Below are 26,461 nucleotides of genomic sequence, written 5' to 3' on the forward strand. Positions count from 1 at the left end.
AGTCACTCCTTAACTACACATTAAATATCTGCCGGAAGATATGATCCGACAGCAGGGATTTTCCTTTCTGATAATTGCGCGTGGCGATGGCGTCGCGGCGTGCGTCATCTCGTAATAAATCACTGACGCGCTGAATAAAATCGGCATCCGGCAGGCCATCATGACTGGCGGAAATTTCCATCAGTTCGCCTTCAAAACCGTACTGGCCATACACCTCGTGATAATATTCATAGCGGGTGGCGATATAACAGCGCTGATGGCTGATCGCCTCGCCAATCGGATTACCGTAGCTGTCGTAATCCCATGCGGTTAAAAACGACACCACATCGCAGGCGTGATAAAGATCCTGAATGGTGGTGGCCTGTGGATTACGCTCCATGAAGTCGTGATTTAACGCGCCAAAAAAGATGACGTAACGCTCCAGCTGGAACCGGCTAATTAACTGCTTTAATGCGTGATAATGCACGCTGTCTTCCAGCGGATCGCCAGCGACCATTAAATAAACGCGCTGTGGCTGATGCTGCGCGATAAGTTCACTGTTCAGCGCATGCAACAGGTGAATATCCCGATCGAGTCGCTTAGCCGGAATAATTCGCGTGGTGCGGGCAATCACCTTGTCCTGCGCCAGCAACCCAAACTGGCGGCGTAAATCTTTGCGCGGATGGCTCGGGTCAAAAGGATAGGTATTACGCATCACCTCGATTTCGACCTGATGTTCGCACCAGGCCGCCAGCTGTGAGGCCAGTGCCTGGTTCAGCGTGACGTAGGTGATATGCGGCGAGGGCTGTGGCCTGACGGCATGTGGCCAGGGCGCGCTGCCGTAACGCGATGAGGTGGATTCGCTGTTCCACATCAGGTCATGGTCGCGCCACAACACAAACCGGCCGAGCTGTTTTGCGGCGCCGTATTGCGCAATCGCCAGATAGAGCGCGCGGGTAAAAATAATATTATCCGGCAGCGTCCCGTTCTCAATGATTAAATAATTGATATCCAGCGCCTGCCATTTTGCGCACAGCGCGTTTGCCACCGCCTGTGCCATCTTTTCCGTCTGCTGCACCAGGATTTTTTCTGCCGCGGCATCCAGCGTCTGGCTATGATTAATCAGCACGTCATGAATATATTGCAGAAAGGCCGGGTTATAACCTTCCACCTGACGAATTTCATCGTGCCGGACTAAGGTAAAATGATGCTTTAGCGAATTAATTTCATTTTCGGAATAGGGGCGTCCGAAGTTTCCCTTATCAATTTTTATGTCGTAGCCGATATCAAGAAAGGAGGTGATTCCCTGCTCGCGTAAACGAACGGCAATTTTAGTGGCTTCTACTGTAATACCCGATAATGCCACGGCATCAAAAGAGATAAAAAGGGCCTTGCGTTGTAAATCCATTTGGTCACCACGCTCATACCTGAACATTAATAGTGACTGAACGGTAAGTTAAATTATCCGGTCAAACTTTGATCCAATCCACAAAAGTTTACTGTAGCTAATTAATTCACCTTCGTTAATGCATTAATGGATAATAATGCACTGAGGGTGGTGATTTATAATATTCGTCCTTGAGTTTTGTCTTAAAATAATAACTATTACCGGCGTGTTTAGCGGTATATTTTCCTTATTTTGGGCTTAATGGTGCTGGATAGTGATTGCCATCATTCAGTTTAATTTATCTGATCATGCGCAGAATCAGGGGATAACGCGGCGGCTGGAATACATGTGGCGGGCGGATGAAGCAAGGGTGCGCATAATCTGCGCACCCGGAGAAGAGGATTAAGCAGAAACCCTGGCGTTACACCCCATCGGTGATCGGTTTTCTGACCAGCAGCAGGTAAGCCAGCGCGCCGACCACCGTGACGCCAGCACATATCATCAGCGCGAGGCTGAACGATTTGGTGGTATCCAGCACCCAGCCGGTAATTACTGGCGCAAAAGAGGCGAAAACGAAGCTGGCAAAGTTCTGGATACTGCCCACTGATGCCGTCATGCGCGCTGTGACGTTAGCGTGGATCAGGCCCCAGCATGAGGTACCGGCAAAGTGAATGCAGAACAGCGCCATACCAATCAGCGTCACCGCGCTGGTGGTGTCGGTGGCGCGCGTCACAAAGGTGGTAAAGGCCGCGGAGAGCAGCATGCCGCTGACAATCGATACTTTACGCACTTTCACCGCGTCAAAACCGCGACGCACCAGTGAATCCACCACGTAACCGTTGAGCAGCATGCCCGCCGCGCCGAACAGGAAAGGAATGGCGGCCAGCAGGCCGGTGCTTTTCAGATCCAGATGATAGGTCGACTGCAGATAGCCCGGCAGCCAGGCGATGTACAGCCACGCGGTATAGTTGATGCCGCTGAAGCCAATCATCATGCCCCACATGGTGCGCTGCTTAAACAGTCCACGCCACTCGGCGAAACTTAGCGGCTCTTTGCGTGATGCCACGCTGCCCGCCTGCAGATAGTGAATCTCTTCACCGCTCAGCTTGTTGTTATCCCGGTCGCGGTAGGTGAGATACCAGCCAATGGCGAGAAACATACCCAGCACGCCGATGGTGACAAACATGCCGCGCCAGCCCATCACCAGCATCATCGCCGCCAGAATCGGCGGTGCCACCGACAGACCAATCATCGACGCCGCGTTAAACATCCCCATCGGCATACCGCGATCTTTGATGTTGAACCAGTCGTTGATCACCTTCACGCCGCACGGGTTCATCGGCGCTTCGCCAATGCCCAGCCCGATGCGCACCAGCACAAACTGCGTGAAGTTATGCACCAGCCCGGCCGCCGCCTGGAACAGTGACCAGAAGAACATGCCGATGGCCAGCATAATGCGCGGGCCTTTGCGATCGAGCAGCGCGCCGCACGGCAGCTGGGCTAAACCGTAGGCCAGCGAAAACGCCGACAGCAGCACGCCAATCTCGGTGGCCGATAAGCCCAGCTCCTCGCGGATGGTCATGTTGGCCACCGACAGCGAGCTGCGGTCAAGGTAGTTGATGATGGCGGCGAACAGCAGCAGCAGCATGGCGGTGATTTGAATCTTACGGATGCGCGGAGAGCGCACCACATCGGCGCGCGCCGGCACATAATCCTGCCCGGCGTGCTCGGGTGCTGGCGCGGTGGTGCCGCCGCGCGTTGATGTATTTTCCATTGCAACCTCCCAGGTTCGGGTACTTATCGTTATCAGTCTTGGGGTTCCTGCGGCAGCGAAACGGGCTGCCCTAAGGGGCTGCCTTCGAGACTAGAAGTAAACCGCGGGAGATGTTGCAAACATGTTTCTGATTCGTGCGGGCGCTTATGCTTTGTGGTTTTTAATCGGTTTTTAATTGTACTGCCGGATAGAGCGGATCATCGAGTGTTTGGCGGTTCTGAGATGCGCATGCAGCGCGCACAGCGCGTCCACATCCTGGCGGCTGATGAGCGCGGTAAGAATCGCCATATGCTCCTCCAGCGCGACGATGTTGCGCTGCTTGAGATCGCTTTCATCCCACTGATAATGCGAGTGAAAAATCACAGAGATAATTTCCAGTGACTGATTGAAAAACGGGTTGTTGGCGGCGGAGAGAATCAGCGTATGCATCTCTTTATCCAGCGCGGCAAACTGGCGGTAGTTGCTGGCGATGGTGTCGCGCAGCGCGCGATGACGATCCAGCAGATCGCGCGCCTGCACCCAGCGTTCATCACCGGCGGCGAGGTTAAGAAAGCGGGTCAGCGCGTGCGTTTCCAGCATCTCGCGCAGTTCAAACAGCTTTTCGGCGTACTCCTGATCGAATTTCTTCATCCGCCAGTGGCCGCGCTTAACCGGTTCCAGCAGGTTATAACGCATAAAACGCAGCAGGAACTCGCGCACCACCACCGGGCTGACCCGCACCTGCTGCGCCAGCTGCAGTTCGGTGAAACTGTCGCCTGGCATCAGCAAACGCTGGTTAATCAGGTTAAAAAACGCCTGCTCAAACTGCACCGCCTGTTGGTCGATCGGTGGGCTGAGTACGCTAAACCCATCCTCCTCGCAGGGATCGCGCACAATCACGTAGGTCTCAGCCACTTTTTCCAGCACGCCGCGCTGATGCAGATGCTGCAGCGTGTGTCGCACCGTGGTGCGGCTGATGTTAAACATCTCGGCCAGCGCCGCCTGCGGAGGCAACGGCGAGCGCACATGGCGGCGGGCAATGGCTTCCAGCATTTGATTGATGACGTTCTGGCGCAGATTCTGGCTTCGGCTCATACGGCCCTCCGGTTTTTTATGCATTAAAAACCACACAAAGCCCAAAAAAATCGCGCTGACTCACACTTCGCACAGCGCAACCTCCCGCCGCGGTCGATTTTCGCCATAACTGCGTGAACAGCCCAGGAGGAAACGATGACGAACATGAAAACGCTGGTGGTCGCCGAACCGCGCAGCATGGTGTGGCAGCAGCGCAGCGTACCGACGCCTGCCGCGCACGAAGTCCTGATTAAACCAATTGCCGCCGGCATTTGCGGCACCGATATTCACGCCTGGGCCGGCAATCAGCCGTTTTTCTCCTATCCGCGCGTGCTCGGTCATGAGCTGTGCGGTGAAGTGGTGGCGCTGGGCGCGGCGGCGCAGGGATTTCAGCCAGGGCAGCGCGTGGCGCTGATTCCTTACGTGGCCTGTCAGCGTTGCGACGCCTGCTTAAGCGGCAAAACCAACTGCTGTGAACAGATTTCAGTGATTGGCGTGCATCAGGACGGGGGTTTTTGCGAGTTTATCAGCGTACCGGACACTAATTTGCTGGCGGTTGACGATGTGGCGCCTGAAGCAGCGGCACTGATCGAGCCCTTTGCCATCAGCGCCCATGCGGTGCGACGCGCGGCGCTGGTCGCCGATGAGCAGGTGCTGGTGGTCGGGGCCGGACCGATTGGCCTGGGCGTCGCGGCGATTGCCGCCGCAGCCGGTGCGCAGGTGGTGGTGGCCGATACCAGCGCTCAGCGGCGCGCGCACGTTGCGCAGCAGCTGCAGCTGGCGACGATCGATCCGCTGGCGGAGGATTTTATCGCCGCGCTGCGTGCAGAGTTTGGCGGGCGGCTGGCCGCGAAAGTGATTGACGCCACCGGCAGTCCGGCGGCGATGAACAGCGCCGTGCAGCTGATTCGTCACGGCGGTACCATCGTGTTTGTCGGCCTGCACAAAGGCGATCTGGTGATCCCCGACACCGAGTTTCACAAAAAGGAGACTACGCTGCTGGGCAGTCGCAACGCCACGCGGGAAGACTTCGACAAAGTGCGCGCCCTGATGGCCAGCGGTCAGCTGCGGGCCGATATGATGCTCAACCGCCATTACGACTTCTCGACGCTGGCCGAGACTTTTGAGCCCGGGGTGATCAACAACCCTGAGCTGATCAAAGGCGTCATCCATTTCGCCCGATAGGAATACCGTCAGGCGCGCAGCGTGGCAAAAAAATGTTGCCGTACCGCCTCGGCATCGACGCCCAGACACAACCGCTGGGCGTGCAGGCCGGCGAACGGATCGTCGCGCGAGGCGAGAGCGCTCACGCGCTGTAGCGTCTGGCCGCGGCTGATGCCTTCGGTCACCACGCGCACCGGCGCTGTCGTCACGCTGAACGCCTGCGGCAGCGCCAGCCACGACAGCGTCAGGGTATCGTGCAGCGCCATGCCATCAAACCCCTCTTTTTGCAGGCTGTAAGCCAGATAAGGCCGGCAGATGGCACTCAACACCGGCTGATTCAGCTGGCGCACTTCCTCTCCGCTGATTAGCACCTTGTGCGTCACATCCAGCGGCAGCATCACCACCGGCAGCGCCGAGGCCAGCACCTGATCGGCGGCATGCGGATCTTTCCAGATATTGAACTCGGCGAACGGCGTCACGTTACCGGCGTGGCCGTCGGTGCCAAACGCACCGCCCATGATCACCAGCTCTTTCACCAGCGGAATGATGTCTGGCGCCTGGTTGATGGCGCAGGCGATGTTGGTCAGCGGCCCGATTGCCACCAGGGTAATCGCATGCGGCTGCGCGCGTACGCTGTCGATGATGAACTGTACCGCGCTGTCGGCGGCATCGCTATACGGGTTATCGAAGGCATCGCCGAGACCGTCTGCGCCGTGCAGGGTGGCCGGTGCGGAAGGGGCCAGCGCCAGCGGACGCGAACAGCCACGATACACCGGCGCGCTGATGTTCATCTTTGCACAGAACAGCCGGGCATTTTTTACCGCCTGGCCAACCGCGACATTACCAAACACCGTGGTGATGCCCAGCAGTCGCTGCGTGCGCGCCGCATACGCCAGCGCAAAGGCGTCATCCACGCCGATATCAGTATCAAAAATCAGGGTACGCATCGGAATCTCCTTGCTGATGATATCTGCCACGGTAAAACATAATCGTTCCCGACGATACGGAGACGGCAGGTGAATATTGTCACCTTCGGCGCGCCAGCGTATTATCGTGCCTCTGAGGTGATGGCGTGCCACCTTACCCAACCGCCCTCTGGTTACAGACGGCTGATGACGCCTGACAACTTGCTTATCCCTGCGCGGGAGACGGCGGTGTGTCAGGTGTAGTTTCTGTCCTGCCGCGGCCCTGCGCGTATCTCAATTCAGGAGCTCCAGACTATGCTGAAGTCGCTGTTCGCGGTCATGATCGGTGGTGCCATCGGTTGCACGCTGCGCTGGCTTATCTCTTTGCGTTTCAATACGTTATTCCCCAACCTGCCGCCAGGTACGCTGATCGTTAATCTGGTCGGTGGCTTTATTATTGGCGCGGCGATGGCGTGGTTTGTGCGCAATCCGCACATCGATCCCGTATGGAAACTGCTGATCGTCACCGGCCTGTGCGGCGGGCTGACGACCTTTTCGACCTTCTCGGCCGAGATCGTGGTGTTGCTACAATCAGGAAAATACCTGTGGGCAATGTCGAGCGTGATGGTGCATGTCATCGGTTCATTGCTGATGACCTTTGCCGGTTTCGCCGTGGTGAATCTGCTGGGCTAAAACGACACGCTTGAAATCACCCTGAAGAGGGGGATACTGATCAGGATGCTGTGCGGGTGGCGCACAGCCTCTGTCACCGCTTTATCCGGACGATTAAGGAGCTGTTGATGTCTGCAAACCCGAAATTCCTTAACCTGGTGCTGTTAAACGGTGAATCGGCGCATAAGCTGCAGGCGGCGCGTGCCGCCGGGTTCGATCAGGTTGAAATGTGGCGGGAAGAGATTACTGAGCATACGGCGGCGCTGGCCGCGCAGCTAAACCTGGGCTTTACCAATCTGCAGGTGCTGCGTGACTTTACCGGCGCGCCGGACAGCGAACGGCTGCAAAAGCGCGCCGAACTGCGTGATTTCATTCGCGTCGCGCAATCGCTGGGCTGCGATACCATTCAGGCGCCGGCAACCACGCGCGAAGACTGCGTTGCGGAGCGCATCGATGAAGATCTGCGCTGGCTGGCCTCGGAAGCCGCGCGCTATAACATGCGCATCATGTATGAACCGATGGCGTGGTGCAGCGTCGACAATACGCTGCCGCTGGCGTGGCAGCGTTTGCAGCGGCTGGATCAGCCCAATATCGGGCTGGTGGTCGATCTGTTCCACATCTGCGCACGCGGTGGCGATGCCTCTCAGCTCGACGGCATTCCGGCCGACCGCATTTATGAAGTGCAGCTGTGTGATATGGCGCAGATGCCGCCGCAGGAAAAGCAGGCGCTGAGTGATTATGCGCGCCATCAGCGCTTACTGCCCGGCGACGGCATCATTGAAGTGGAACGCTTTGTCGATAAGCTGAAAAGTGCAGGCTATCGCGGTCCGGTGGGCATCGAAGTTTTTAACGATCGCCTCAAAGCACAGCCGCCGGAAGCGGCCGCGCGTCAGGCGTGGCAGGCGCTGCAGCGCTACTGGCCTTAATCCTGCAGGCACTGGGCGATGTAGGCCGCTGCCTGCATCGCGCCGTGGCTGGAAATGGTGTGACCGGTGGTGGGTTCATACTGTGCGGTGACCGCGACGCCCGCGCTCTGCAGGCGCTGCGCGGCGGAGACGGTTTCGCTGAACGGGATGACCTCATCGGCTTTGCCGTGAATCAGCAGCGCGGAGGCATGCGGCGGCGGCGTGAGCGCCTCGTCAAAGGCCAGGCGACCGGAGAAGGCCACCACACCAGCCAGCGGATAGCGTCCGGAGGCCAGCGCATCCAGCGCCATGATCGAGCCCTGCGAGAATCCCACCAGAATCACCTTTTGCCACGCGCCGGCCATCGCGTGCTGCGCCATCAGCTGCTGCAGCGTGGCGTCAAAGGCGTCGCGCGCAGCCCGTACGCGTGCCGGACGGTTTTCCGGCGTGATGCCGGTCAGGCTGAACCACTGATAGCCCATGGCGTGTTCAAAGGGAAAGGGCGCATCGGGCGCGGCAAATGCCACGTCGGGCAGCAGCGCTGACCAGTGTTGCCCCAGCACCGCCAAATCCGCGCCATTACTGCCGACGCCATGTAAAAACACCACTAACGCTTTTGCCATTGCCCTGCTCCTTAAAAACCGTAGTCCGCCATATCCGGTCCCGCTGGCACGATGCCGTTGGGATTCAGCGCTTTAATCGAATAATAGCCCTGTTTGATGTGGTCGATGTTCACCGTTTGCCGCACGCCGGAGACCGCCAGCACACTCTTCAGATAACGATCGAGCAGCGGGTAATCGCGCAGGCGGCGCAGGTTGCATTTGAACAGGCCGTGATAGGCGACGTCAAAGCGTATCAGGGTCACGAACAGGCGGATATCGGCTTCGGTCAGTCGTTCACCCAGCAGAAAAGTGCGGCCATCTTTCAGCCGTTGCTCCAGCTCATCCAGCTGCTCAAACACCTCATTAAACGCCTGCTGATAGCTCACCTGGGTGGTAGCGAAACCGGTGCGATAAACGCCGTTATTGAGACGCGGGTAGATCGTTGCGTTCAGCGCGTCGATCTCCGGGCGCAGATCCTCAGGGTAGAGATCGAGCCGGTTGTCTGCCAGATCGCCAAAGCCGCTGTTGAACATGCGCAGAATATCCGCCGACTCATTGTTAACGATGGTCTGGGTTTTTTTATCCCACAGCACCGGCACGGTGGCGCGCCCGGTGAAGTCGGCGTCGGCGCGCGTATACAGCTGGTGGAGATACTCAGCGTTGTTCAGCGGGTCGCGATCGGCACCGGGATAATCGCCGAAGCGCCAGCCCTGCGCGCCAAGCTGCGGCTCAACCACCGACACGCTGACAATCTGCTCCAGCCCTTTCAGGCTGCGTGCAATGAGCGTGCGCGAGGCCCACGGGCAGATCAGCGCGACGTACAGATGATAGCGATCCGGCCCGGCGGCAAATTCGCTGCTGCCATCGGCGCTAATCCAGTGACGAAAGCTGGAAGTCTGGCGTACAAAGCCACCCTGTTTATCGGTGGCCTGAACCGGATGCCACTCTGCGCTCCACTTACCGTTTACCAACATCGCTCTGCTCCTCTAAAGTGATGTCAGCAGCTTACCGTGCTGCCGTTATGCTGATAATCCGGGCAAAACGGCTTTGATTGTTTCCAGAATGGAAGGAATCAGCCGGGCGGATGCAGGCGGAAGTGCTCGGCCAGAAAGTCGATCAGCAGGCGGGTTTTCTGCGCCAGATGGCGCGCGGGCGGATACAGGGCAAACAGGCCCATGGCTGGCGGCGCAAAGTCCTCCAGCAGCGTGACGATTTCGCCCCGCTGCAGCGCCGGTGCAGCGATAAAACCGGGCAGACGCGCAATGCCGAGGCCGGCCAGCGCCGCCTGCAGGCAGGCTTCGGTGTTGGAGAAGCACAGGCGGCCGCGAATCGGCATGCTGACGCTGTCGCCACACGGCGTAACGAACGGCCAGTGCCAGGGATCGCGAAAGTTGGTGTCGCTGATGCACTGATGCGTCGCCAGATCGCGCCAGTGCTGCGGCGTGCCGTGCTGCAGCAGATAGCCGGGCGCGGCGGCGAGGCGAATCGGCACCTCGCCCAGACGGCGCGCAATCAGGCTGCTGTCGTCCAGCTTGCCGATGCGGATCGCCATATCGAAGCCTTCATCGACGATATTCACGGCGCGGTCGGAGAAGTTGACGTCCAGCTCAATCAGCGGATAGTGACGCGCGAACGCCACCAGCACGCTGGCCAGCACCGCGGTGCCGAAGGTGCCGGGTGCGCTAATCTTCAGGCGGCCGGTGGGCGAGCGGGCATTCTCCTGCACCGTGGCATCCAGCGCGTCGAACGCCTCCAGCAGGGTTTTCACCCGCTCGTAATAGGCGCGGCCGATCTCGGTGGGCGACAGCGCCCGTGTGCTGCGCTTGAACAGCTGCACGCCAAGCTGCTGCTCCAGACGCGACACCAGCTTTGACGCCTGGCCGCTGCTGGTGCCGAGCCGGGCGGCGGCACCGGCAAAACTGCCGACTTCGAGTACGGCGACAAACATGCGATCACAATCAAGACGATCCATGGCATTTCCTGCAAGGGAAAAGGGTGAGTATACACAGGCGAAGTGAAAAATCGTGGCACGGGCCGCGACAGCAATGTGCGCAGCATGGCGCAACGATCCGCTTTACATTCAGTGCGCCGCACCTTTCGCACGGCGGCAAAACCTGCTGAACTAGGCATTCGCCTTAAGCTGGCCGGGAGCCACCAATGCCTTTGCTTCACCTGTCATCGCTGGCGGAGATCACCGCTGCCGAATGGGATGCGCTGTTACCTGACAATCAACCTTTTTTGCGTCACGCCTTCCTGCTCGCGCTGGAAGAGAGTGGCAGCGTGCGCGCGGAAAACGGCTGGCAGCCGGATCATCTGCTGTGGCGCGAAGACGGCAGGCTGCGGGCGGCGCTGCCGGGCTACCGTAAACGCAACTCGTGGGGCGAATATGTGTTCGATCACGCATGGGCCGATGCCTGCCAGCGTGCCGGCATCGCCTATTACCCCAAATGGCTCGGCGCCATTCCGTTCAGCCCGGTGACCGGTGCGCGTCTGCTGGGCGACGAGACGGTCATCATCCCGATGCTGGAAGCGCTGCCCGATGCGTTGCAGCGGCACGGCTTAAGTGGGGCACATATCAACTTCACCACGCCGCACGCCAACGCGCTGCTGGCAACCCAGCCGGACTGGCTGGCGCGCCTCGGCGTGCAGTATCACTGGCACAATCGCGGCTACCGCGATTTTCACGACTTTCTCGACACGCTGATGTCGCGCAAACGCAAGCAGCTGCGCAAAGAGCGCGAACAGGTGGCCAGCAGCGGCTTTGCGTTTAACTGGTATCGTGGCGATGAGCTGCGTGAAGATCAGTGGGATTTTGTGTATACCTGCTACGCCAACACCTACGCGGTGCGCGGCCAGCGTCCCTATATGACGCGCTCCTTCTTCAGCCTGCTGGCGGAGCGGATGCCGCAGGCGATTCGCGTGGTGATCGCCACGCTACAGCAGCAGCCCGCCGCCATGGCCTTCTGTCTGGTGGATGACGACACGCTGTATGGCCGCTACTGGGGCTGTCTGGCGGAGTTTGACCGGCTGCACTTCGAGACCTGTTTCTACCAGGGCATGGATTTCGCCATCGCCGAAGGGCTGCAGCGCTTTGATGCCGGTGCGCAGGGCGAGCACAAGCTGGTGCGCGGCTTTGAACCGCAACTCACCCATTCCTGGCACTATCTGTGCCATCCGGGGCTGCGTGATGCGGTCGGGGATTTTCTGCAGCAGGAGCGGGCAGGCGTGCGCGCCTGGGCACAGGAAGCGCGCGACGCCCTGCCTTACCGGCGCGGCGATTAATCGACGCCGACAAATCCGCCGGTCTGATGCTGCCACAGGCGCGCGTACAGCCCGCCGTGCGCCAGCAGTTCGCGATGGTTACCCATCTCAACAATGCCGCCATTTTCCAGCACCACCAGCCGGTCCATTTTCGCGATGGTCGACAGGCGATGGGCGATGGCGATCACCGTTTTGCCCTGCATCAGCGTCTCCAGGCTCTCCTGAATCGCCGCTTCCACTTCAGAGTCGAGCGCCGACGTGGCTTCATCCATGATCAGAACCGGCGCATCTTTCAGCAGCACGCGGGCGATGGCAATACGCTGGCGCTGGCCGCCAGAGAGTTTGACGCCGCGCTCGCCGACGTGCGCATCCAGCCCGGTACGGCCCTGCGGATCGGAGAGCAGCGGGATAAATTCGTCGGCGCGGGCGCGCACAATCGCCGCCTGCAGTTCGGCTTCGCTGGCATCCGGGCGACCGTACAGCAGGTTTTCGCGAATCGAGCGGTGCAGCAGCGACGTATCCTGGGTGATCATGCCAATCTGACTGCGCAGGCTCGCCTGTGTGACCTGCGCGATGTCCTGATCGTCAATCAGAATGCGCCCGCCGTTGATGTCATACAGCCGCAGCAGCAGGTTCACGAGGGTGGATTTACCGGCGCCGGACGGGCCAATCAGACCGATTTTCTCGCCAGGCTTGATATTGAGATTCAGGCGGTTAATCACCTGGCGGCCGCCGCCATAGTCAAAACGCACATCCTCAAAGCGGATCTGGCCGCGCGTCACCTGCAGCTTTTTCGCCTGCGGCGCATCCTGCACGCTGAGCGGTTGCGCAATGGTGTTCAGGCCATCCTGCACCATGCCGATGTTTTCGAAGATGCCGTTCACCACCCACATGATCCAGCCGGACATGTTCACCAGGCGAATCACCAGCCCGGTGGCCAGCGCGATGGCGCCTACGCTGATCAGCGACTGGCTCCACAGCCACAGCGCGAGGCCGGAGGTGCTGACAATCAGCAGGCCATTGAGCGTCGACAGCGTGATATCCATGCTGGTCACCATGCGGCTGGCATGCTGGGTTTTGTCGGTCTGCTCCTGAATGGCGTCGCGCGCGTAGCGTTTTTCCAGATCGTTATGGGCAAACAGTTTCAGGGTAGCGATGTTGGTGTAACCGTCAACGATGGTGCCCATCAGCTTCGAGCGCGCCTCGGATGACACCACCGAGCGCTGCTTGACGCGCGGCACAAAGAAGCGCAGCGACAGGCTGTACGCCACAATCCAGACGATTAGCGGAATCATCAGGCGCCAGTCAGCTTCCGCGAACAGCACCAGTGAGGTCACGGCGTAAATCACCACGTGCCAGATCGCATCCACCAGCTGAACCGCCGAGTCACGCAGCGAGTTACCGGTTTGCATGATGCGCTGGGCGATACGGCCGGCAAAATCGTTCTGGAAGAAATTGAGGCTTTGCCGCAGCACATAGTTGTGATGCTGCCAGCGGATCATGCTGGTCATGCTGGGGTTAATGCTTTGATGCACCAGCATATCGTGCAGCGCGATCACCACCGGCCGCAGCACCAGCGCCACTGCCGCCATCCACAGCAGAATCGGCCAGTTATCGCTGAACAGCGTAGCGGGCGTGGTGTGATTGACCAGATCGATAATACGGCTGAGATAGCTAAACAGCGCCACTTCGATCAGCGCCTGCGCCAGTCCGACAATCAGCAGCGCGACAAAACTTGGCCACACCTGACGCAGATAATAGAGGTAAAACGGCCACACGCTGGCGGGTGGGGAATCGGTGGGGGCATCCTGAAAAATATTGATAAAACGTTCAAAACGACGATACAACATAAGGCCACTCTTTCCGATCGGTGAGAGTTAACAGCTTAGTGCAACTGAACAGGGATTATCGACATGGATTTGCAGATTCGCGGACGCGAACCGGGCGATGCCGCCGCCTATCAACGTTTATACAGTCATCCCGAGGTGTATCGCTGGACCACGCAGCTGCCGTTTCCCAGCGTCGCCACCTGGCAGAAAAAATTCGAGCGTATGGACAGCGAAGGCTATATCGGCTTTGTGGCGGAAATCGACGGGCAGATGGTGGGCGAGCTGACGCTGTTTACCGAACAGCGGCCGCGTACGCGTCACAGCATCAGTTTTGGTATTGGCGTCGATCCGGCGTTTAGCGGTCGTGGCATCGGTGAGCGGCTGATCCGCACCGGTATCGACTATGCCTTTAACTGGCTGGGCGTGATTCGCGTTGAGCTGGAAGTGTTTCACGACAACCAGCGCGCGCTGCGTCTGTATCAGCGCCTGGGCTTTGAGCAGGAAGGCGTGAAGCGCAAAGCCTGCCTGCGCGAGGGCGAGTACCACGACATTATCGTCATGGCGATACTGCGCGAGTGATGGTTGCGTCGGCCTGGAACCGGGGCGCCCGGTAACCAGGTCGCCATAAATGGCGCCCCTACAGTGCTCACAGAATATCTGTAGGGTGCGCATTGATGCGCACCAGGCAACCCAGGTCGCCATAAATGGCGCCCCTGTGGCGTTTACAGGCTACCCGTACGGTGCGCGTTGCTGCTGTACGCTCTGGTCGCATCAACCTGGCGGTTCATGAAGCGCTAGCGGGCAGCACTGGCGGACACACGCTTGAACGCCATATTGGTAAAACAGCTGAAGAGTTAGTTGCCAGGCTGGAACGCAGGCCCTCTCTTTCCGCGACCAGTAGCTTCAGGACAGTGAATGAGGCGGAGCAGCTAATTAGTCGGGTAATCAGGGACAATAGCCACCAGATAGAAATGTGGGTAAAACATCTCCCTCCCGGAATGAATGCCAAAATGGAGCTGGAGAGAATTTTTGCCACTCAGACGGGTATCATGATTCGTCGTGGTTCCCCGGACGTTATTCGCTGCTATAGGGTTCGGTTGGTGCTTCGTTTTGAGCAGTGGCATGGAAAACCCTATTTTATTCTTACTGCGTTTCCTAAGGCCTGACATGAACCGTTCAAATTTCAATGAGCTAGGCTGTTTCATTACAATATATTTTGGTCAGGACTATGACCTTATAGATGATAGTGATGAAATCGAACCAAAAATTGATGCGTTTTTACGCAACGAGCATCCCGCCAGTTGGCAGGGACTAGCGGCGGATATTGATCTTTTTTTGAGTGAAAGTTCGGATCCAGAAACGACGTTCGAAGCGTATTTTCAGGACGAGTTTGATCCTCATTTATGGGGCACCACTGCTGTCGATTTTCTGCATAGGGTACGCACAAACCTACGCAAAGCGCTGGCCGAACAATCCGATCAGCTCAGCTAAGACCGCTGGAAGTGGCCCACCATCTGTACTACGAACCAGGTCGCCATAATCGCGACCCGGCAGTGTCCGTCTGCTACTGGCTGCGCTCGACGTATTTCTGCATATTCTCTTTGGTCACCAGCTCGAACGGGATCCACACGTGTGAAGCCACTTTCTCGCCTTTGATCAGCTTCTGCGCCACGTCTACCGAGGTTTTGCCCTGACCGATGGCGTCCTGAAACACCGTCACCTGCATCTTATCCTGCGCCATGGCCTTCAGGCCGTCCGGCGTGGCGTCGATGCCGCCCACCAGAATCTTTTTATTGCTCTTTGCCAGCGCCATGGCCGCGCCAATCGCCATCTCATCGTTATTGGCCGCGACGATATCGATCGCTTCACCGTTGCCCATCCAGTTGAGCATCAGGTCCATGCCTTCGTTGCGTGCATAGTTTGCTGGCTGCTTCTGCACCACTTTCATGCCCGGGTATTTCGCCACCACCTGCTCGACATCTTTGGTGCGCTGCAGCGCGCCGGCATCGGTCAGGTTGCCGATCATGATCGCCACGTTACCTTTATAATTGGCCAGCTTTGCCAGCGCCTCCATTTGCAGCGTGCCGGATTCGCGTTCGTCCGAACCGACAAACACCACGCCGGGCGGCAGGGTTTTATCGCCTGGCGTGCGGTTAACGTACACCAGCGGAATTTTCGCCTGCTGCGCCAGTCTGGTCAGCTGCGGCGTGCTGGCGGAATCCACCGGATCGACGATGATCGCATCCACGCCGGCGCTGATAAAACTCTGCACCTGATCGGTCTGGCGGCCAACATCGCCGCGCGCATCTTCAAACTGGGCATCCAGCCCGCGCGCTTTGGCTTCTTTATCAATGGCATGACGAATAATGGTGAGGAAGTTCTGGTCAAAATAGGCCATCGACACGCCGATCTTCTCCGCCAGCGCGGAGGCTGAACTGGTCAGCAGGCCAAGTAACAGTATCGCCTTGAGGGTTTTCATCGCAGACTCCAGAGTAAGCTGTTTATTAGAATAAATTTTTCATTGGTGTTAAAAATGGCTCAATGAAATCATTTTCAGCCTACGAGCCGGCAGCAGAGCTGGCAATCTGCTGCGTGGTAATTTGCTGTGTAGCGCACAATTTGCCCGACGCGCATGGATGCTTTGCCTGCTCATAGTGATCGCGCAAACTCTTTTCTCAGCGCTGGCGCACATTCCGCGGCGAAAGCCAGCACGGATTGAAGATTTTGTGCGCTACCGCACCCGGCTTTGTGTCAGCGACCAAAACCCGCGCCGTTTCGCCGCGCGGATTCCTTCATTCGCACAATGACCAGAGCAACACTGGCTTCCTATAGTTGCTGAACAGGGAAATCTGCGCGGTATTCCTGACCATCATCGCTTCGGGGCAGGATGCTCCTCCATCAAGGAATTCAGCCTATGTTGCAACGCAAAAACCGCAGCCAGAACAGCCATGTGCGTATCTGGATCCTTTGCCTGATTCTGTTCCTGTCAGTGGTCGCTTATGCCGATCGCTCGATCCTGTCGATCTCCGGCTCAGCGATCAAACAGGAGTTTGGCCTGTCGGCGATCCAGCTCGGCCTGATCCTTTCGGCCTTTAGTTGGGCGTATGTTATCGGTCAGATCCCCGGCGGATTGATTCTCGATCGCTTCGGCACCAAAAAGGTCTACGGCGTGACGCTGGCGCTGTGGTCGGTTTCGACCCTGCTGATGGGATTTGTCGGTGAGTTTTCCAGTGGCATGACCATGGCGCTGACGCTGATGTTTGCGCTGCGCTTCGCGCTGGGCCTGATTGAGGCGCCGAGCTTTCCCGCCAACGCCCGCGCAGTGATCATGTGGTTCCCGGGCGCAGAGCGCGGACGCGCATCGTCGCTGTTTGCCTCGGCACAATACTTTGCCGTGGCGATATTCTCACCGCTCTCCGGCTGGCTGGTGTCGCGTTATGGCTGGGAATGGCCATTCTTTGTGCTCGGCGGCATCGGCGTGCTGGCAGTGTTTGTCTGGGCGGGCTATATGCGCAGCCCGCGTCAGCATCCGCACGTTTCCGCCAGCGAGTTACATTACATTGAACAGGGCGGCGCGCTGGTGGATATCGACGCCGCGCAAACGCTGCGCGCACGGCCACCGGTCAGCAAAGCGATGTTCAAAACATTGCTCACCAATCGCATGCTGTGGTGCGCCTACCTCGGCCAGTATTGCACCATCGCGCTTAGCTACTTCTTCATTACCTGGTTCCCGATCTATCTGGTGCAGGCGCGCGGCATGAACATTCTCGATGCCGGTTTCGCCACCATTGCTCCGGCGCTGTTTGGCTTTCTGGGTGGCATCTGCGGTGGCTACATCTCAGATAAGCTGCTGGCGCGCGGCTGGAGCCTGTCGTGGGCGCGCAAAACGCCGTATATCGTTGGCATGCTGATGGCCGCCTCGCTGATTCTGGCGGCGGTGATCCCTTCCAACGCCGGCATTATCGCCATCATGTCGTTTGCCTTCTTCGGCAAAGGCGTGGCGGCGGGCGCGGGCACCTGGACCGTGGTCAGCGATACGGCACCCAAAGAGGCGGTTGGCCTCGCCGGCGCGATCTTCAACGGCATCGGTAACATGGCGGGCTTTATTACGCCGCTGTTGTTTGGCGTGATCGTTGGCCTGACCGGCAGCTACAGCATTGGCCTGGTGTTCGTCGGCGCGCACTGTGTCGTCGCGGCACTGCTGTTCCTGCTGGTGATGGGCCCGATTGAACGCGTAGGCGATCGGCACAACGCTGCCGTTGCCACAGAAGAGAAAACGGCGCAAAAGGCTGGCATTAAAGTGGCTTAATGCACTGCGCGGTAGCGGCGCAATTTATTGCGCAATGCTTAAACGTTCCTGCCTGACCCGACCAGTCACGCCGCCCTGAAGATTTTTTGCTCAGCTGCCGATATCACTCCTTACCATCCACTGATATTAAGGAGCGATATCGTGATAAAGCTGATTACCGTTGACGAGCTGCGGCCAGGCATGTTTATCCACAAGCTTGAGGTCTGGTGGATCAAGGACAAACGCATTCGCAACCAGATGCTGATCACCGATAAGCGTCAGATCGCCCTGATCCGTAACGAGGGGATCCAGCAGGTATGGATCGATCCCGAGCGGTCGGTGCGCGCGCCTGCCACGCCGCAGCCGAAAAAAGACATTCCGCAGACGCCGTTTTTCCGCGAGATGGATCAGGCGCAGTGCATCTTCAATCAGGGCAAGCCGCAGGTGCTGGCGATGTTCAACGAGGCGCGCATGGGGCAGGGCCTCGATCTTGCCTTTACCCTTGAGCTGGTCGATGAAATTGCCGGATCGATTACCCGCGAGCCAACCGCGCTGCTCAGCGTGGCGCGGCTGAAAAATCATGACGATTACACTTACCTGCACTCCATGGCGGTGTGCGGTCTGATGATTTCGCTGGGCAAGAAAATGGGGCTGGATGAGCAGCAGCTGCGTCGCGTGGGCATGGGCGGATTGCTGCATGACGTCGGTAAAGCCGCGGTGCCGCTGACCATCCTCAACAAGCCGGATAAGCTCACCGACGAAGAGTTTACGATTATGCGCCAGCATCCAATCGTCGGTGCGCAAATGCTGATGGAAGCCCATGCGGATGAAGATTTGCTGGATATTGCGCTGCATCACCATGAAAAATTCGATGGCAGCGGCTATCCACATCGGCTGCAGGGCGAAGAGATCTCGCTGTACGCACGCATGGCGGCGGTGTGTGACGTCTACGACGCGGTGACCTCCGATCGCCCGTATCGCAAAGGCTGGACGCCGGCTGAGGCGATGCACAATATGCTGAGCTGGCGCGGCCACTTTGACAGTGCGCTGCTGCACGCGTTTGTGCGCACCATCGGTATTTATCCGGTGGGCTCGCTGGTACGGCTGGCCTCCGGGCGCGTGGCGCTGGTGGTGCAGGCCGGAGAAAAATCGCTGCTGAAGCCCAAAGTGCATGTGTTCTGGTCGCTGCATTCGCAGCGCGAGGTCAAACCGGAAGCGCTGGACCTCGGCGACAGCTTCTGCACCGATACCATCACCGGCGCTGAGGACAGCGGCTTGTGGCACAACGTTGACCTGAATCGCATCTGGGCGCTGGAAAGCGCCTGATCCGCCCGCATTTTTATACTTTCTTTACGCCCGCTCTGCGCCTTTTTACCCCTTCTTTATGCCGCGCCGCGCATGCTTGCTGCACTACCAAATCCTCTGGAGGTTGCTGTGAGTGTGGGCGTGATAGCCGGCATCGTGCTGGTATTTTTATTACTGGGCTACCTGATTTATGCCCTGCTTAATGCGGAGGCATTCTGATGGCGGCGAATGCGTTTTTACTGATTGCGTGCTATCTGCTGGTGCTGATGGTGCTGGCGCAGCCGCTGGGCCGCTTGCTGGCGCTGATGGTGGCGGATAAACCCCTGCTGGCGCGCAGCGAACGCGTGCTGTGGCGTCTGGCCGGCGTTGACGGCGCGGCGATGCGCTGGCCGCACTATCTGCTGGCCATCCTGCTGTTTAACGCGCTCGGCTTTGTGCTGCTGCTGGCGATGCTGATGGGGCAGGGCGCGCTGCCGCTCAATCCTCAGCATCTGCCTGGCCTGAGCTGGGATCTGGCGCTCAATACGGCGATCAGCTTTGTCACCAACACCAACTGGCAGGCGTACGCAGGCGAGAGCACGCTGAGTTACTTCAGCCAGATGGCGGGCTTAACGGTGCAAAACTTCCTTTCGGCGGCAACCGGTATTGCGGTGGCGTTTGCGCTGATGCGCGGTTTTGCCAACCGTTCGCTGGAAACGCTCGGTAACGCCTGGCGCGACCTGACGCGTATCACCGTCTACGTGCTGCTGCCGATTAGCCTGCTGATGGCGCTGTTTTTTGTCAGCCAGGGCAGCATTCAGAACTTTGAACCCTATCATGCCTTCACCACGCTGGAAGGCGCGCAGCAAACGCTGCCGCTCGGGCCGGTAGCCTCGCAGGAAGCGATCAAAATGCTCGGCACCAACGGTGGCGGTTTCTTCAACGCCAACTCGGCGCATCCGTTCGAAAACCCTACGGCACTGACCAACTTTGTGCAGATGCTGAGCATCTTCCTGATCCCGGCCGCGCTGTGCTTTGCCTTTGGTCAGCAGCTGGGCGATCGCCGTCAGGGCCATATGCTGCTGTGGGCCATGAGCATCATGTTTGTGCTGGCGGTGGTCGCGGTGATGTGGGCTGAGCTGCGCGGCAATCCGCACTTTCTGACCCTGGGCGCCGATAGCGCGATCAACATGGAAGGCAAGGAGACACGCTTCGGCATTCTCAACTCCAGCCTGTTTGCGGTGATCACCACCGCGGCGTCGTGCGGTGCGGTAAACGCCATGCATGACTCCTTCACTGCTCTGGGCGGTATGGTGCCGATGTGGCTGATGCAGCTGGGCGAAGTGGTGTTTGGCGGCGTCGGTGCCGGCTTGTACGGCATGCTGCTGTTCGTGCTGCTCGGGGTGTTTATCGCCGGTCTGATGATTGGCCGTACGCCGGAGTACATGGGCAAAAAGATCGATGTGTGGGAGATGAAAATGACCGCGCTGGCGATTCTGGTGACGCCGACGCTGGTGCTGCTGGGTACTGCGCTGGCGATGATGACCGAAGCCGGACGCGCCGGTATGGCCAACCCTGGCATTCACGGCTTCAGCGAGGTGCTGTATGCGGTGTCGTCGGCGGCCAACAACAACGGCAGCGCCTTCGCCGGTCTCAGCGCCAACACCCCGTTCTGGAACCTGCTGCTGGGCTTCTGCATGCTGGTCGGCCGCTTCGGCATCATCATTCCGGTGCTGGCCATTGCCGGTTCGCTGGCGGCGAAGAAAATTCAGCCGGTGGGCAACGGCACGCTGCCGACTCACGGCCCGCTGTTTATCGCACTGCTGGTGGGCACCGTGCTGCTGGTGGGTGCGCTGACCTTCGTTCCCGCGCTGGCGCTTGGCCCGGTGGCGGAACATCTGCAACTTATTCAGGGATAACGGAATCATGAGTCGTCAACAACTGGCGCTGTTTGATGCGGCGCTGACGCGCACCGCGATGCTGGATGCGGTGAAAAAACTCGATCCGCGCGTACAGTTTCGCAACCCGGTGATGTTTCTGGTGTGGATCGGCAGCGTGCTCACCTCGCTGCTGGCCATCGGTATGGCGGCGGGGCAGCTGAACGGCAGCGCCGGCTTTACCGCGGCGGTCGCCATCTGGCTGTGGTTTACCGTGCTGTTCGCTAACTTCGCCGAAGCGCTGGCGGAAGGGCGCAGCAAGGCGCAGGCCAACAGCCTGAAAGGGGTGAACAAGCACAGCGATGCGAAGAAACTGGCGGAACCGTTTCACGGTGCGCAGTGGCGGCCGGTGGCGGCCGATACGCTGCGCAAAGGCGATGTGGTGCTGGTGGAAGCCGGCGACATCATCCCGTGCGACGGTGAAGTGCTGGAGGGCGGCGCATCGGTCGATGAGAGCGCCATTACCGGCGAATCGGCACCGGTGATTCGTGAATCCGGCGGGGATTTTGCCTCGGTAACCGGCGGGACGCGCATCCTGTCGGACTGGCTGGTGATTCAGTGCAGCGTCAATCCGGGCGAAACTTTCCTCGACCGCATGATCGCCATGGTGGAAGGCGCGAAACGCCGCAAAACGCCCAACGAAATCGCCCTGACCATTCTGCTGGTGTCGCTGACCATTGTGTTCCTGCTGGCGACCGCCACGCTGTGGCCGTTTTCCGCCTGGGGCGGCACGCCGGTTAGCGTGACGGTGCTGGTGGCGCTGCTGGTGTGCCTGATTCCCACCACTATCGGCGGACTGCTGTCGGCGATTGGCGTGGCGGGCATGAGCCGCATGCTGGGAGCCAACGTGATCGCCACCAGCGGGCGCGCCGTGGAGGCTGCCGGTGACGTCGATGTGCTGATGCTGGACAAAACCGGCACCATCACGCTCGGTAACCGCCAGGCGACGCAGTTCCTGCCCGCGCCGGGCGTCAGCGAGCAGCAGCTGGCCGACGCGGCGCAGCTGGCATCGCTGGCCGATGAGACGCCGGAAGGGCGCAGCATCGTGGTGCTGGCGAAGCAGAAATTTAACCTGCGCGAACGCGATCTCAGCAGCATGGGCGCCAGCTTTATCCCGTTCTCCGCGCAGACGCGCATGAGCGGCGTCAACGTGCAGGATCGCCTGATCCGCAAAGGCGCGGTCGACGCGGTACGCCGTCATATCGAAGCCAGCCACGGCAGCTTCCCGGCTGAGGTTAATGCCCGGGTGGAAGAGGTGGCGCGCGCCGGCGGTACGCCGCTGGTGGTGGCCGAAGGCGCACAAGTGCTGGGCGTGGTGGCGTTAAAGGACATCGTTAAAGGCGGCATCAAGGAACGTTTCGCCGAGCTACGCAAGATGGGCATCAAAACGGTGATGATCACCGGTGATAACCCGTTAACCGCCGCGGCGATTGCGGCGGAAGCCGGTGTCGATGACTTCCTGTCGGAAGCGACGCCGGAAGCCAAGCTGGCGCTGATTCGCCAGTATCAGGCGGAAGGGCGCCTGGTGGCGATGACCGGCGACGGCACCAACGATGCGCCCGCGCTGGCGCAGGCTGACGTGGCGGTGGCGATGAACTCCGGCACCCAGGCGGCGAAAGAGGCGGGCAACATGGTCGATCTTGACTCCAACCCGACCAAACTGCTGGAAGTGGTGCACATCGGCAAACAGATGCTGATGACGCGCGGTTCGCTTACCACCTTCAGTATCGCCAACGATGTGGCGAAATACTTCGCCATCATCCCGGCGGCGTTTGCCGTGACCTATCCGCAGCTCAATATGCTGAACGTGATGGCGCTGCATTCACCGGCCTCGGCGATTCTGTCGGCGGTGATCTTCAACGCGCTGGTGATTGTGTTTTTGATTCCGCTGGCGCTGAAAGGCGTGAGCTATCGGCCGATGAGCGCGGCAGCGCTGCTGCGGCGCAATCTGTGGATTTATGGCGCAGGCGGTTTAGTGGTGCCGTTTATTGGTATTAAAGCGATCGACCTGCTGCTGACGCTGTCGGGCCTGGTGTAAGGAGAAGAGAAATGAGTCAGGTACGTCCGGCTATAGTATTGTTAGTGCTGCTTACCCTGCTGACCGGCGCGGTCTATCCGGTGCTGACCACCGGCCTGGCGCAGTGGTGGTTTCCGTCGCAGGCCAACGGTTCGCTGATTGAGCGCGACGGCGCGGTGCGTGGCTCAGAGCAGATCGGTCAGGCGTTCAGCCAGCCGGGCCACTTCTGGGGCCGTCCATCGGCCACCAGCGACGTGCCGTACAACGCGCAGGCGTCAGGCGGCAGCAACCTTGCCGCCAGTAATCCGGCGCTGGATAAAGCGGTGGCGGAGCGGGTGGCTGCGCTGCGCGCTGCCAATCCGCAGGCGCCGGCAGCGGTGCCGGTGGAGCTGGTAACCGCTTCAGGCAGCGGCCTGGATCCGGACATCTCCCCTGAAGCCGCGCTGTGGCAGGCACCGCGCGTCGCGGCAGCGCGCAACATGACGCTGAAAGACGTCGAGGCGCTGATTGCGCGCAACACCGAGCGTCCGCTGCTGCCGTTTATCGGCGAAGAAACGGTGAACGTGCTGCGGCTGAATATGGCGCTGGATGATTTGCAGGGATAGTTTCAAACCGCGCGAAGAATCGCGCCGCTACAAAAATGTGCACATACCGTAGCGGCGCAATTTATTGCGCAATGCCACATTGGTGCACGCGATAAAAATGGACCTCGCATGAACGACGAATTACCGCGCCCCGATCCCGATGCCCTGCTGCTCAATCACAGCGACAGCCATCGCGGTAAACTGAAAATCTACTTCGGCGCCTGTGCGGGCGTAGGGAAAACCTACGCCATGCTGCAGGAGGCGCAGCGCCTGCGTGCGCAGGGGCTGGACGTGCTGGCTGGCGTGGTCGAAACCCATGGCCGTGAAGAGACCGCCGCGCTGCTGCAGGGGCTGGCGGTGCTGGCGCGGCGCGCCACCGGTCGGTCGCGCCATGCGGAATTCGACCTCGACGCCGCGCTGGCGCGCCATCCGGCGGTGATCCTGATGGATGAACTGGCGCACACCAACGTACAGGGCTCGCGCCATCCCAAGCGCTGGCAGGACATTGAAGAACTGCTGGATGCCGGTATCGACGTGATTACCACCGTCAACGTGCAGCATCTGGAGAGCCTGAATGACGTGGTGGGCGGCGTCACCGGCATTCAGGTGCGCGAAACCGTACCCGATCCCTTTTTCGACAGCGCCGACGAAGTGGTGCTGGTGGATCTGCCGCCGGACGATCTGCGTCAGCGGCTGAAAGAGGGCAAAGTGTACGTCGGCGACCGCGCCGAGCGCGCCATCGAAAATTTCTTCCGCAAAGGCAACCTGTTCGCGCTGCGTGAACTGGCGCTGCGTCGCACGGCCGACCGGGTAGACGATCAGATGCGCGCCTGGCGCGATCAGCAGGGGCGCGACAAAGTGTGGCACACGCGCGACGCGATTCTGCTGTGCATCGGTGACGACACCGGCAGTGAAAAGCTGGTGCGCACCGCCGCCCGTCTCGCTGCCCGTCTCGGCAGCGAGTGGCATGCGGTGTATGTGGAAACGCCGCGCCTCAACCGACTGCCAGAAGCGCAGAGGCGCGCCATTCTGCGCACGCTGCAGCTGGCGCAGGAGCTGGGCGCGGAGACCGCCACGCTGTCCGATCCGGACGAGGCGCGCGCAGTGCTGCGCTATGCGCGCGAGCACAATCTCGGCAAAATTGTTACCGGCCGGCAGCCGCAGCGGCGCTGGCGACGCGACAGCTTTGCCCAGCGTCTCGGCGAGCTGGGGCCGGAGCTCGACCTGCTGGTAGTGGCGCTCGATGAGCCGGTGCGCGATGTGCCAGCGGCCCTGAGCGGCCAGCGTGCCAGCGGCGAGAAATGGCGGCTGCACCTGCGCGGGTGTCTGATGGCGATCGCGCTGTGCGTGCTGGTGACGCTAATTGGCCGCTGGTGGCTGGTGGAGTTTGATACCGCCAACGCGGTGATGATCTATCTGCTGGCGGTGGTGCTGGTGGCGCTGCGCTTTGGCCGCTGGCCGTCGGTGTTCGCCACGGTAATCAATATTCTGGCCTTCGACCTGGTGTTTGTGGCCCCCACCGGCACGGTGGCGGTATCGGATCTGCAATATCTGGTGACCTTTGCGGTGATGCTGGCGGTCGGGGTGATTGTCGGCAATCTCACCGCCGGCGTGCGCTATCAGGCGCGGGTGGCGCGCTACCGTGAACAGCGCGCGCGCCATCTGTATGAGATGGCGAAATCGCTTGGCAGCGCGCTGACGCCGCAGGATATCGCTGCTACCAGCCAGCGCGTCATTGAGGTGACGCTGCAGGCGCGCAGCCAGCTGCTGCTGCCCGACGAACAGGGTGATCTGCAGTCGGCGGGTGAAAGCACCATCGGGACGCCGCCCGACCTCGGCATCGCCAAATGGAGCTACAGCAAAGGGCAACCGGCCGGTGCCGGCACCGATACGTTACCGGCGGTGCCGTACCAGATTCTGCCGCTGAAAAGCGGGGCGCACTGCCGCGGCCTGCTGGTGGTTGAGCCGGACAACCTGCGCCAGCTGATGATTCCCGAACAGCAGCGGCTGGTGGAGACCTTTACGGTGCTGATTGCCAACGCGCTGGAACGCATGGCGCTGTCGCACAGCGAAGCCGCGTCACGGCTGGCCGCCGAGCGCGAGCAGCTGCGTAATGCGCTGCTGTCGGCGCTGTCCCACGATCTGCGCACGCCGCTGACGGTGTTGTTTGGCCAGGCTGAGATGCTGATGCTGGACCTCGCCAGCGAGCAGTCGAAATACGTTGGCCAGGCCAATCAGATCCGCGAACAGACGCTGAGCACCATCCGGCTGGTGAGTAACATGCTGGATATGGCGCGCATTCAGTCCGGCGGGCTGAATCTGCGCGAAGAGTGGGTGGCGCTGGACGAGGTGATTGGCGGCGCGCTAAGCAGCATGGGACCGTCGCTGAAAGGGCACGACTTTACGCTGGATTTACCGCCGGAGCTGGTCCTGATCAAAGGCGACAGCGCGATGCTGGAGCGGGTGTTTACTAACCTGATCGAAAACAGCCTGAAGTATGCCGGCAATGCCGCGCAGCACGGCATTCGCGCCTGGCGCGATAAAACCCGGCTGGAGATCGCCGTATGGGATAACGGACCGGGCATTGCGCCGGAGAATCTGACGCGCATTTTTGACAAGTTTGCCCGCGGCGACAAGGAGTCGGCCGTGCCGGGCGTCGGGCTGGGGCTGGCCATCAGCAAAACCATTATTGAGTCACATCGCGGTCGCATCTGGGCGGAAAACCGGCCGCAGGGCGGGGCGGTGTTTCGCCTGTCGCTGCCGCTGCCAGTCGCGCCTGAAATTTCTGAAGAAGCACTGAAATAACTTCACATAAGTTCG

The 26,461-nt window shown here is 59.8% G+C and carries 23 protein-coding genes and 1 riboswitch; of the genes, 14 read left to right on the forward strand and 9 right to left on the reverse strand.

Translation table 11 applies throughout. The features are described 5' to 3' along the window. Positions 1–13: 13 nt before the first annotated feature. From AC6I8P_RS00885 to AC6I8P_RS00895, 3 genes are all read right to left on the reverse strand, one after another. Entirely contained in the window at positions 14–1,387 is a 1,374-nt protein-coding gene (locus tag AC6I8P_RS00885; RefSeq protein WP_498028391.1) for a glycosyltransferase family protein, read from the reverse strand. A 400-nt stretch (positions 1,388–1,787) separates the two neighbouring features. Continuing rightward, positions 1,788–3,140 carry an MFS transporter gene (locus AC6I8P_RS00890; RefSeq protein ID WP_058780236.1) on the reverse strand — a complete coding sequence of 451 codons (1,353 nt, stop codon included), beginning with the start codon at positions 3,138–3,140 and terminating at the stop codon, positions 1,788–1,790. Between the two features lie 171 nt (positions 3,141–3,311). After that, positions 3,312–4,214 carry a GntR family transcriptional regulator gene (locus AC6I8P_RS00895; protein WP_021507893.1) on the reverse strand — a complete coding sequence of 301 codons (903 nt, stop codon included), beginning with the start codon at positions 4,212–4,214 and terminating at the stop codon, positions 3,312–3,314. A gap of 135 nt (positions 4,215–4,349) precedes the next feature. Between AC6I8P_RS00895 and AC6I8P_RS00900 the strand changes: the two genes are divergently transcribed. Further along, positions 4,350–5,378 carry a zinc-binding alcohol dehydrogenase family protein gene (locus AC6I8P_RS00900; RefSeq protein WP_498030906.1) on the forward strand — a complete coding sequence of 343 codons (1,029 nt, stop codon included), beginning with the start codon at positions 4,350–4,352 and terminating at the stop codon, positions 5,376–5,378. 8 nt (positions 5,379–5,386) lie between these two features. On the opposite strand, the gene AC6I8P_RS00905 is transcribed toward AC6I8P_RS00900, so the two are convergent. Next, complete coding sequence (locus AC6I8P_RS00905) at positions 5,387–6,304, reverse strand: nucleoside hydrolase (RefSeq protein WP_421040008.1); 918 nt, start codon at positions 6,302–6,304, stop codon at positions 5,387–5,389. 107 nt (positions 6,305–6,411) lie between these two features. Further along, a riboswitch (Fluoride riboswitch) is annotated at positions 6,412–6,486 on the forward strand. A 91-nt stretch (positions 6,487–6,577) separates the two neighbouring features. Here AC6I8P_RS00905 and crcB point away from each other — a divergent pair. Together crcB and AC6I8P_RS00915 are read left to right on the forward strand one after the other, a co-directional pair. Continuing rightward, entirely contained in the window at positions 6,578–6,955 is a 378-nt protein-coding gene (gene crcB, locus AC6I8P_RS00910) for a fluoride efflux transporter CrcB (RefSeq protein ID WP_021507890.1), read from the forward strand. A 107-nt stretch (positions 6,956–7,062) separates the two neighbouring features. Further along, positions 7,063–7,860, forward strand: coding sequence for a sugar phosphate isomerase/epimerase family protein (locus AC6I8P_RS00915; protein WP_421040009.1), 798 nt, complete (start codon positions 7,063–7,065; stop codon positions 7,858–7,860). Here AC6I8P_RS00915 and AC6I8P_RS00920 read toward each other — a convergent pair. The 3 genes from AC6I8P_RS00920 to AC6I8P_RS00930 all read right to left on the reverse strand — a co-directional run bounded on the left by AC6I8P_RS00920 (position 7,857) and on the right by AC6I8P_RS00930 (position 10,413). Further along, positions 7,857–8,462, reverse strand: a complete 606-nt coding sequence (locus tag AC6I8P_RS00920; RefSeq protein ID WP_058759363.1) for an alpha/beta hydrolase — start codon at positions 8,460–8,462, stop codon at positions 7,857–7,859. The two genes, AC6I8P_RS00915 and AC6I8P_RS00920, sit on opposite strands and share 4 nt — an antisense overlap. A gap of 11 nt (positions 8,463–8,473) precedes the next feature. Then, entirely contained in the window at positions 8,474–9,415 is a 942-nt protein-coding gene (locus AC6I8P_RS00925; RefSeq protein ID WP_136547232.1) for a glutathione S-transferase family protein, read from the reverse strand. Between the two features lie 98 nt (positions 9,416–9,513). Continuing rightward, positions 9,514–10,413, reverse strand: a complete 900-nt coding sequence (locus tag AC6I8P_RS00930) for a LysR family transcriptional regulator (RefSeq protein WP_058759361.1) — start codon at positions 10,411–10,413, stop codon at positions 9,514–9,516. A gap of 185 nt (positions 10,414–10,598) precedes the next feature. On the opposite strand from AC6I8P_RS00930, the gene AC6I8P_RS00935 reads away from it, so the two are divergent. Beyond that, the gene (locus AC6I8P_RS00935; RefSeq protein ID WP_058770921.1) at positions 10,599–11,723 is read left to right on the forward strand and encodes a GNAT family N-acetyltransferase; all 1,125 of its coding nucleotides are present in this window, start codon (positions 10,599–10,601) and stop codon (positions 11,721–11,723) included. Here AC6I8P_RS00935 and AC6I8P_RS00940 read toward each other — a convergent pair. Continuing rightward, on the reverse strand, positions 11,720–13,552 hold the full coding sequence (locus tag AC6I8P_RS00940) for an ABC transporter ATP-binding protein (RefSeq protein ID WP_141496773.1): 1,833 nt from the start codon (positions 13,550–13,552) through the stop codon (positions 11,720–11,722). The genes AC6I8P_RS00935 and AC6I8P_RS00940 overlap by 4 nt on opposite strands. A 63-nt stretch (positions 13,553–13,615) precedes the next feature. Here AC6I8P_RS00940 and AC6I8P_RS00945 point away from each other — a divergent pair, with 63 nt between their 5' ends. The 3 genes from AC6I8P_RS00945 (at position 13,616) to AC6I8P_RS00955 (ending at position 15,022) form a co-directional block, all read left to right on the forward strand. After that, on the forward strand, positions 13,616–14,110 hold the full coding sequence (locus AC6I8P_RS00945; protein ID WP_021507883.1) for a GNAT family N-acetyltransferase: 495 nt from the start codon (positions 13,616–13,618) through the stop codon (positions 14,108–14,110). Between the two features lie 125 nt (positions 14,111–14,235). Then, entirely contained in the window at positions 14,236–14,697 is a 462-nt protein-coding gene (locus AC6I8P_RS00950; RefSeq protein WP_498030907.1) for an RNase A-like domain-containing protein, read from the forward strand. A gap of 1 nt (position 14,698) precedes the next feature. Further along, positions 14,699–15,022: a contact-dependent growth inhibition system immunity protein gene (locus tag AC6I8P_RS00955; RefSeq protein WP_058759357.1), complete on the forward strand. Its 324-nt coding sequence runs from the start codon at positions 14,699–14,701 to the stop codon at positions 15,020–15,022. A 73-nt stretch (positions 15,023–15,095) separates the two neighbouring features. On the opposite strand, the gene AC6I8P_RS00960 is transcribed toward AC6I8P_RS00955, so the two are convergent. Beyond that, positions 15,096–16,010: a sugar ABC transporter substrate-binding protein gene (locus AC6I8P_RS00960; RefSeq protein WP_471808711.1), complete on the reverse strand. Its 915-nt coding sequence runs from the start codon at positions 16,008–16,010 to the stop codon at positions 15,096–15,098. A 435-nt stretch (positions 16,011–16,445) separates the two neighbouring features. Between AC6I8P_RS00960 and AC6I8P_RS00965 the strand changes: the two genes are divergently transcribed. From AC6I8P_RS00965 to kdpD, 7 genes are all read left to right on the forward strand, one after another. Beyond that, positions 16,446–17,840: an MFS transporter gene (locus AC6I8P_RS00965; RefSeq protein ID WP_498030908.1), complete on the forward strand. Its 1,395-nt coding sequence runs from the start codon at positions 16,446–16,448 to the stop codon at positions 17,838–17,840. Positions 17,841–17,981: 141 nt separating this feature from the next. Continuing rightward, complete coding sequence (locus AC6I8P_RS00970) at positions 17,982–19,145, forward strand: HD-GYP domain-containing protein (protein WP_021507880.1); 1,164 nt, start codon at positions 17,982–17,984, stop codon at positions 19,143–19,145. A 108-nt stretch (positions 19,146–19,253) separates the two neighbouring features. Then, positions 19,254–19,343, forward strand: coding sequence for a K(+)-transporting ATPase subunit F (kdpF, locus tag AC6I8P_RS00975; RefSeq protein ID WP_021507879.1), 90 nt, complete (start codon positions 19,254–19,256; stop codon positions 19,341–19,343). After that, positions 19,343–21,022, forward strand: coding sequence for a potassium-transporting ATPase subunit KdpA (kdpA, locus tag AC6I8P_RS00980; RefSeq protein ID WP_088516523.1), 1,680 nt, complete (start codon positions 19,343–19,345; stop codon positions 21,020–21,022). The genes kdpF and kdpA overlap by 1 nt, the downstream gene beginning before the upstream one ends. A gap of 7 nt (positions 21,023–21,029) precedes the next feature. Then, on the forward strand, positions 21,030–23,078 hold the full coding sequence (gene kdpB / locus AC6I8P_RS00985) for a potassium-transporting ATPase subunit KdpB (RefSeq protein ID WP_058759354.1): 2,049 nt from the start codon (positions 21,030–21,032) through the stop codon (positions 23,076–23,078). 11 nt (positions 23,079–23,089) lie between these two features. Next, positions 23,090–23,662: a potassium-transporting ATPase subunit KdpC gene (gene kdpC / locus AC6I8P_RS00990; protein ID WP_498030909.1), complete on the forward strand. Its 573-nt coding sequence runs from the start codon at positions 23,090–23,092 to the stop codon at positions 23,660–23,662. A 108-nt stretch (positions 23,663–23,770) separates the two neighbouring features. Then, positions 23,771–26,446, forward strand: a complete 2,676-nt coding sequence (gene kdpD, locus AC6I8P_RS00995; RefSeq protein WP_498030910.1) for a two-component system sensor histidine kinase KdpD — start codon at positions 23,771–23,773, stop codon at positions 26,444–26,446. Positions 26,447–26,461: the final 15 nt, after the last annotated feature.

The sequence above is a fragment of the gamma proteobacterium symbiont of Lampromicra miyakona genome, from assembly GCF_059730895.1.

What these genes read in the sequence shown, in the direction of transcription:
- AC6I8P_RS00885 (WP_498028391.1), bottom strand. Translation starts at nt 1,387, where the DNA reads ATGGATTTACAACGCAAGGCCCTTTTTATCTCTTTTGATGCCGTGGCA.
- AC6I8P_RS00890 (WP_058780236.1), bottom strand. Translation starts at nt 3,140, where the DNA reads ATGGAAAATACATCAACGCGCGGCGGCACCACCGCGCCAGCACCCGAG.
- AC6I8P_RS00895 (WP_021507893.1), bottom strand. Translation starts at nt 4,214, where the DNA reads ATGAGCCGAAGCCAGAATCTGCGCCAGAACGTCATCAATCAAATGCTG.
- AC6I8P_RS00900 (WP_498030906.1), top strand. Translation starts at nt 4,350, where the DNA reads ATGACGAACATGAAAACGCTGGTGGTCGCCGAACCGCGCAGCATGGTG.
- AC6I8P_RS00905 (WP_421040008.1), bottom strand. Translation starts at nt 6,304, where the DNA reads ATGCGTACCCTGATTTTTGATACTGATATCGGCGTGGATGACGCCTTT.
- crcB (WP_021507890.1), top strand. Translation starts at nt 6,578, where the DNA reads ATGCTGAAGTCGCTGTTCGCGGTCATGATCGGTGGTGCCATCGGTTGC.
- AC6I8P_RS00915 (WP_421040009.1), top strand. Translation starts at nt 7,063, where the DNA reads ATGTCTGCAAACCCGAAATTCCTTAACCTGGTGCTGTTAAACGGTGAA.
- AC6I8P_RS00920 (WP_058759363.1), bottom strand. Translation starts at nt 8,462, where the DNA reads ATGGCAAAAGCGTTAGTGGTGTTTTTACATGGCGTCGGCAGTAATGGC.
- AC6I8P_RS00925 (WP_136547232.1), bottom strand. Translation starts at nt 9,415, where the DNA reads ATGTTGGTAAACGGTAAGTGGAGCGCAGAGTGGCATCCGGTTCAGGCC.
- AC6I8P_RS00930 (WP_058759361.1), bottom strand. Translation starts at nt 10,413, where the DNA reads ATGGATCGTCTTGATTGTGATCGCATGTTTGTCGCCGTACTCGAAGTC.
- AC6I8P_RS00935 (WP_058770921.1), top strand. Translation starts at nt 10,599, where the DNA reads ATGCCTTTGCTTCACCTGTCATCGCTGGCGGAGATCACCGCTGCCGAA.
- AC6I8P_RS00940 (WP_141496773.1), bottom strand. Translation starts at nt 13,552, where the DNA reads ATGTTGTATCGTCGTTTTGAACGTTTTATCAATATTTTTCAGGATGCC.
- AC6I8P_RS00945 (WP_021507883.1), top strand. Translation starts at nt 13,616, where the DNA reads ATGGATTTGCAGATTCGCGGACGCGAACCGGGCGATGCCGCCGCCTAT.
- AC6I8P_RS00950 (WP_498030907.1), top strand. Translation starts at nt 14,236, where the DNA reads ATGGCGCCCCTGTGGCGTTTACAGGCTACCCGTACGGTGCGCGTTGCT.
- AC6I8P_RS00955 (WP_058759357.1), top strand. Translation starts at nt 14,699, where the DNA reads ATGAACCGTTCAAATTTCAATGAGCTAGGCTGTTTCATTACAATATAT.
- AC6I8P_RS00960 (WP_471808711.1), bottom strand. Translation starts at nt 16,010, where the DNA reads ATGAAAACCCTCAAGGCGATACTGTTACTTGGCCTGCTGACCAGTTCA.
- AC6I8P_RS00965 (WP_498030908.1), top strand. Translation starts at nt 16,446, where the DNA reads ATGTTGCAACGCAAAAACCGCAGCCAGAACAGCCATGTGCGTATCTGG.
- kdpA (WP_088516523.1), top strand. Translation starts at nt 19,343, where the DNA reads ATGGCGGCGAATGCGTTTTTACTGATTGCGTGCTATCTGCTGGTGCTG.
- kdpB (WP_058759354.1), top strand. Translation starts at nt 21,030, where the DNA reads ATGAGTCGTCAACAACTGGCGCTGTTTGATGCGGCGCTGACGCGCACC.
- kdpC (WP_498030909.1), top strand. Translation starts at nt 23,090, where the DNA reads ATGAGTCAGGTACGTCCGGCTATAGTATTGTTAGTGCTGCTTACCCTG.
- kdpD (WP_498030910.1), top strand. Translation starts at nt 23,771, where the DNA reads ATGAACGACGAATTACCGCGCCCCGATCCCGATGCCCTGCTGCTCAAT.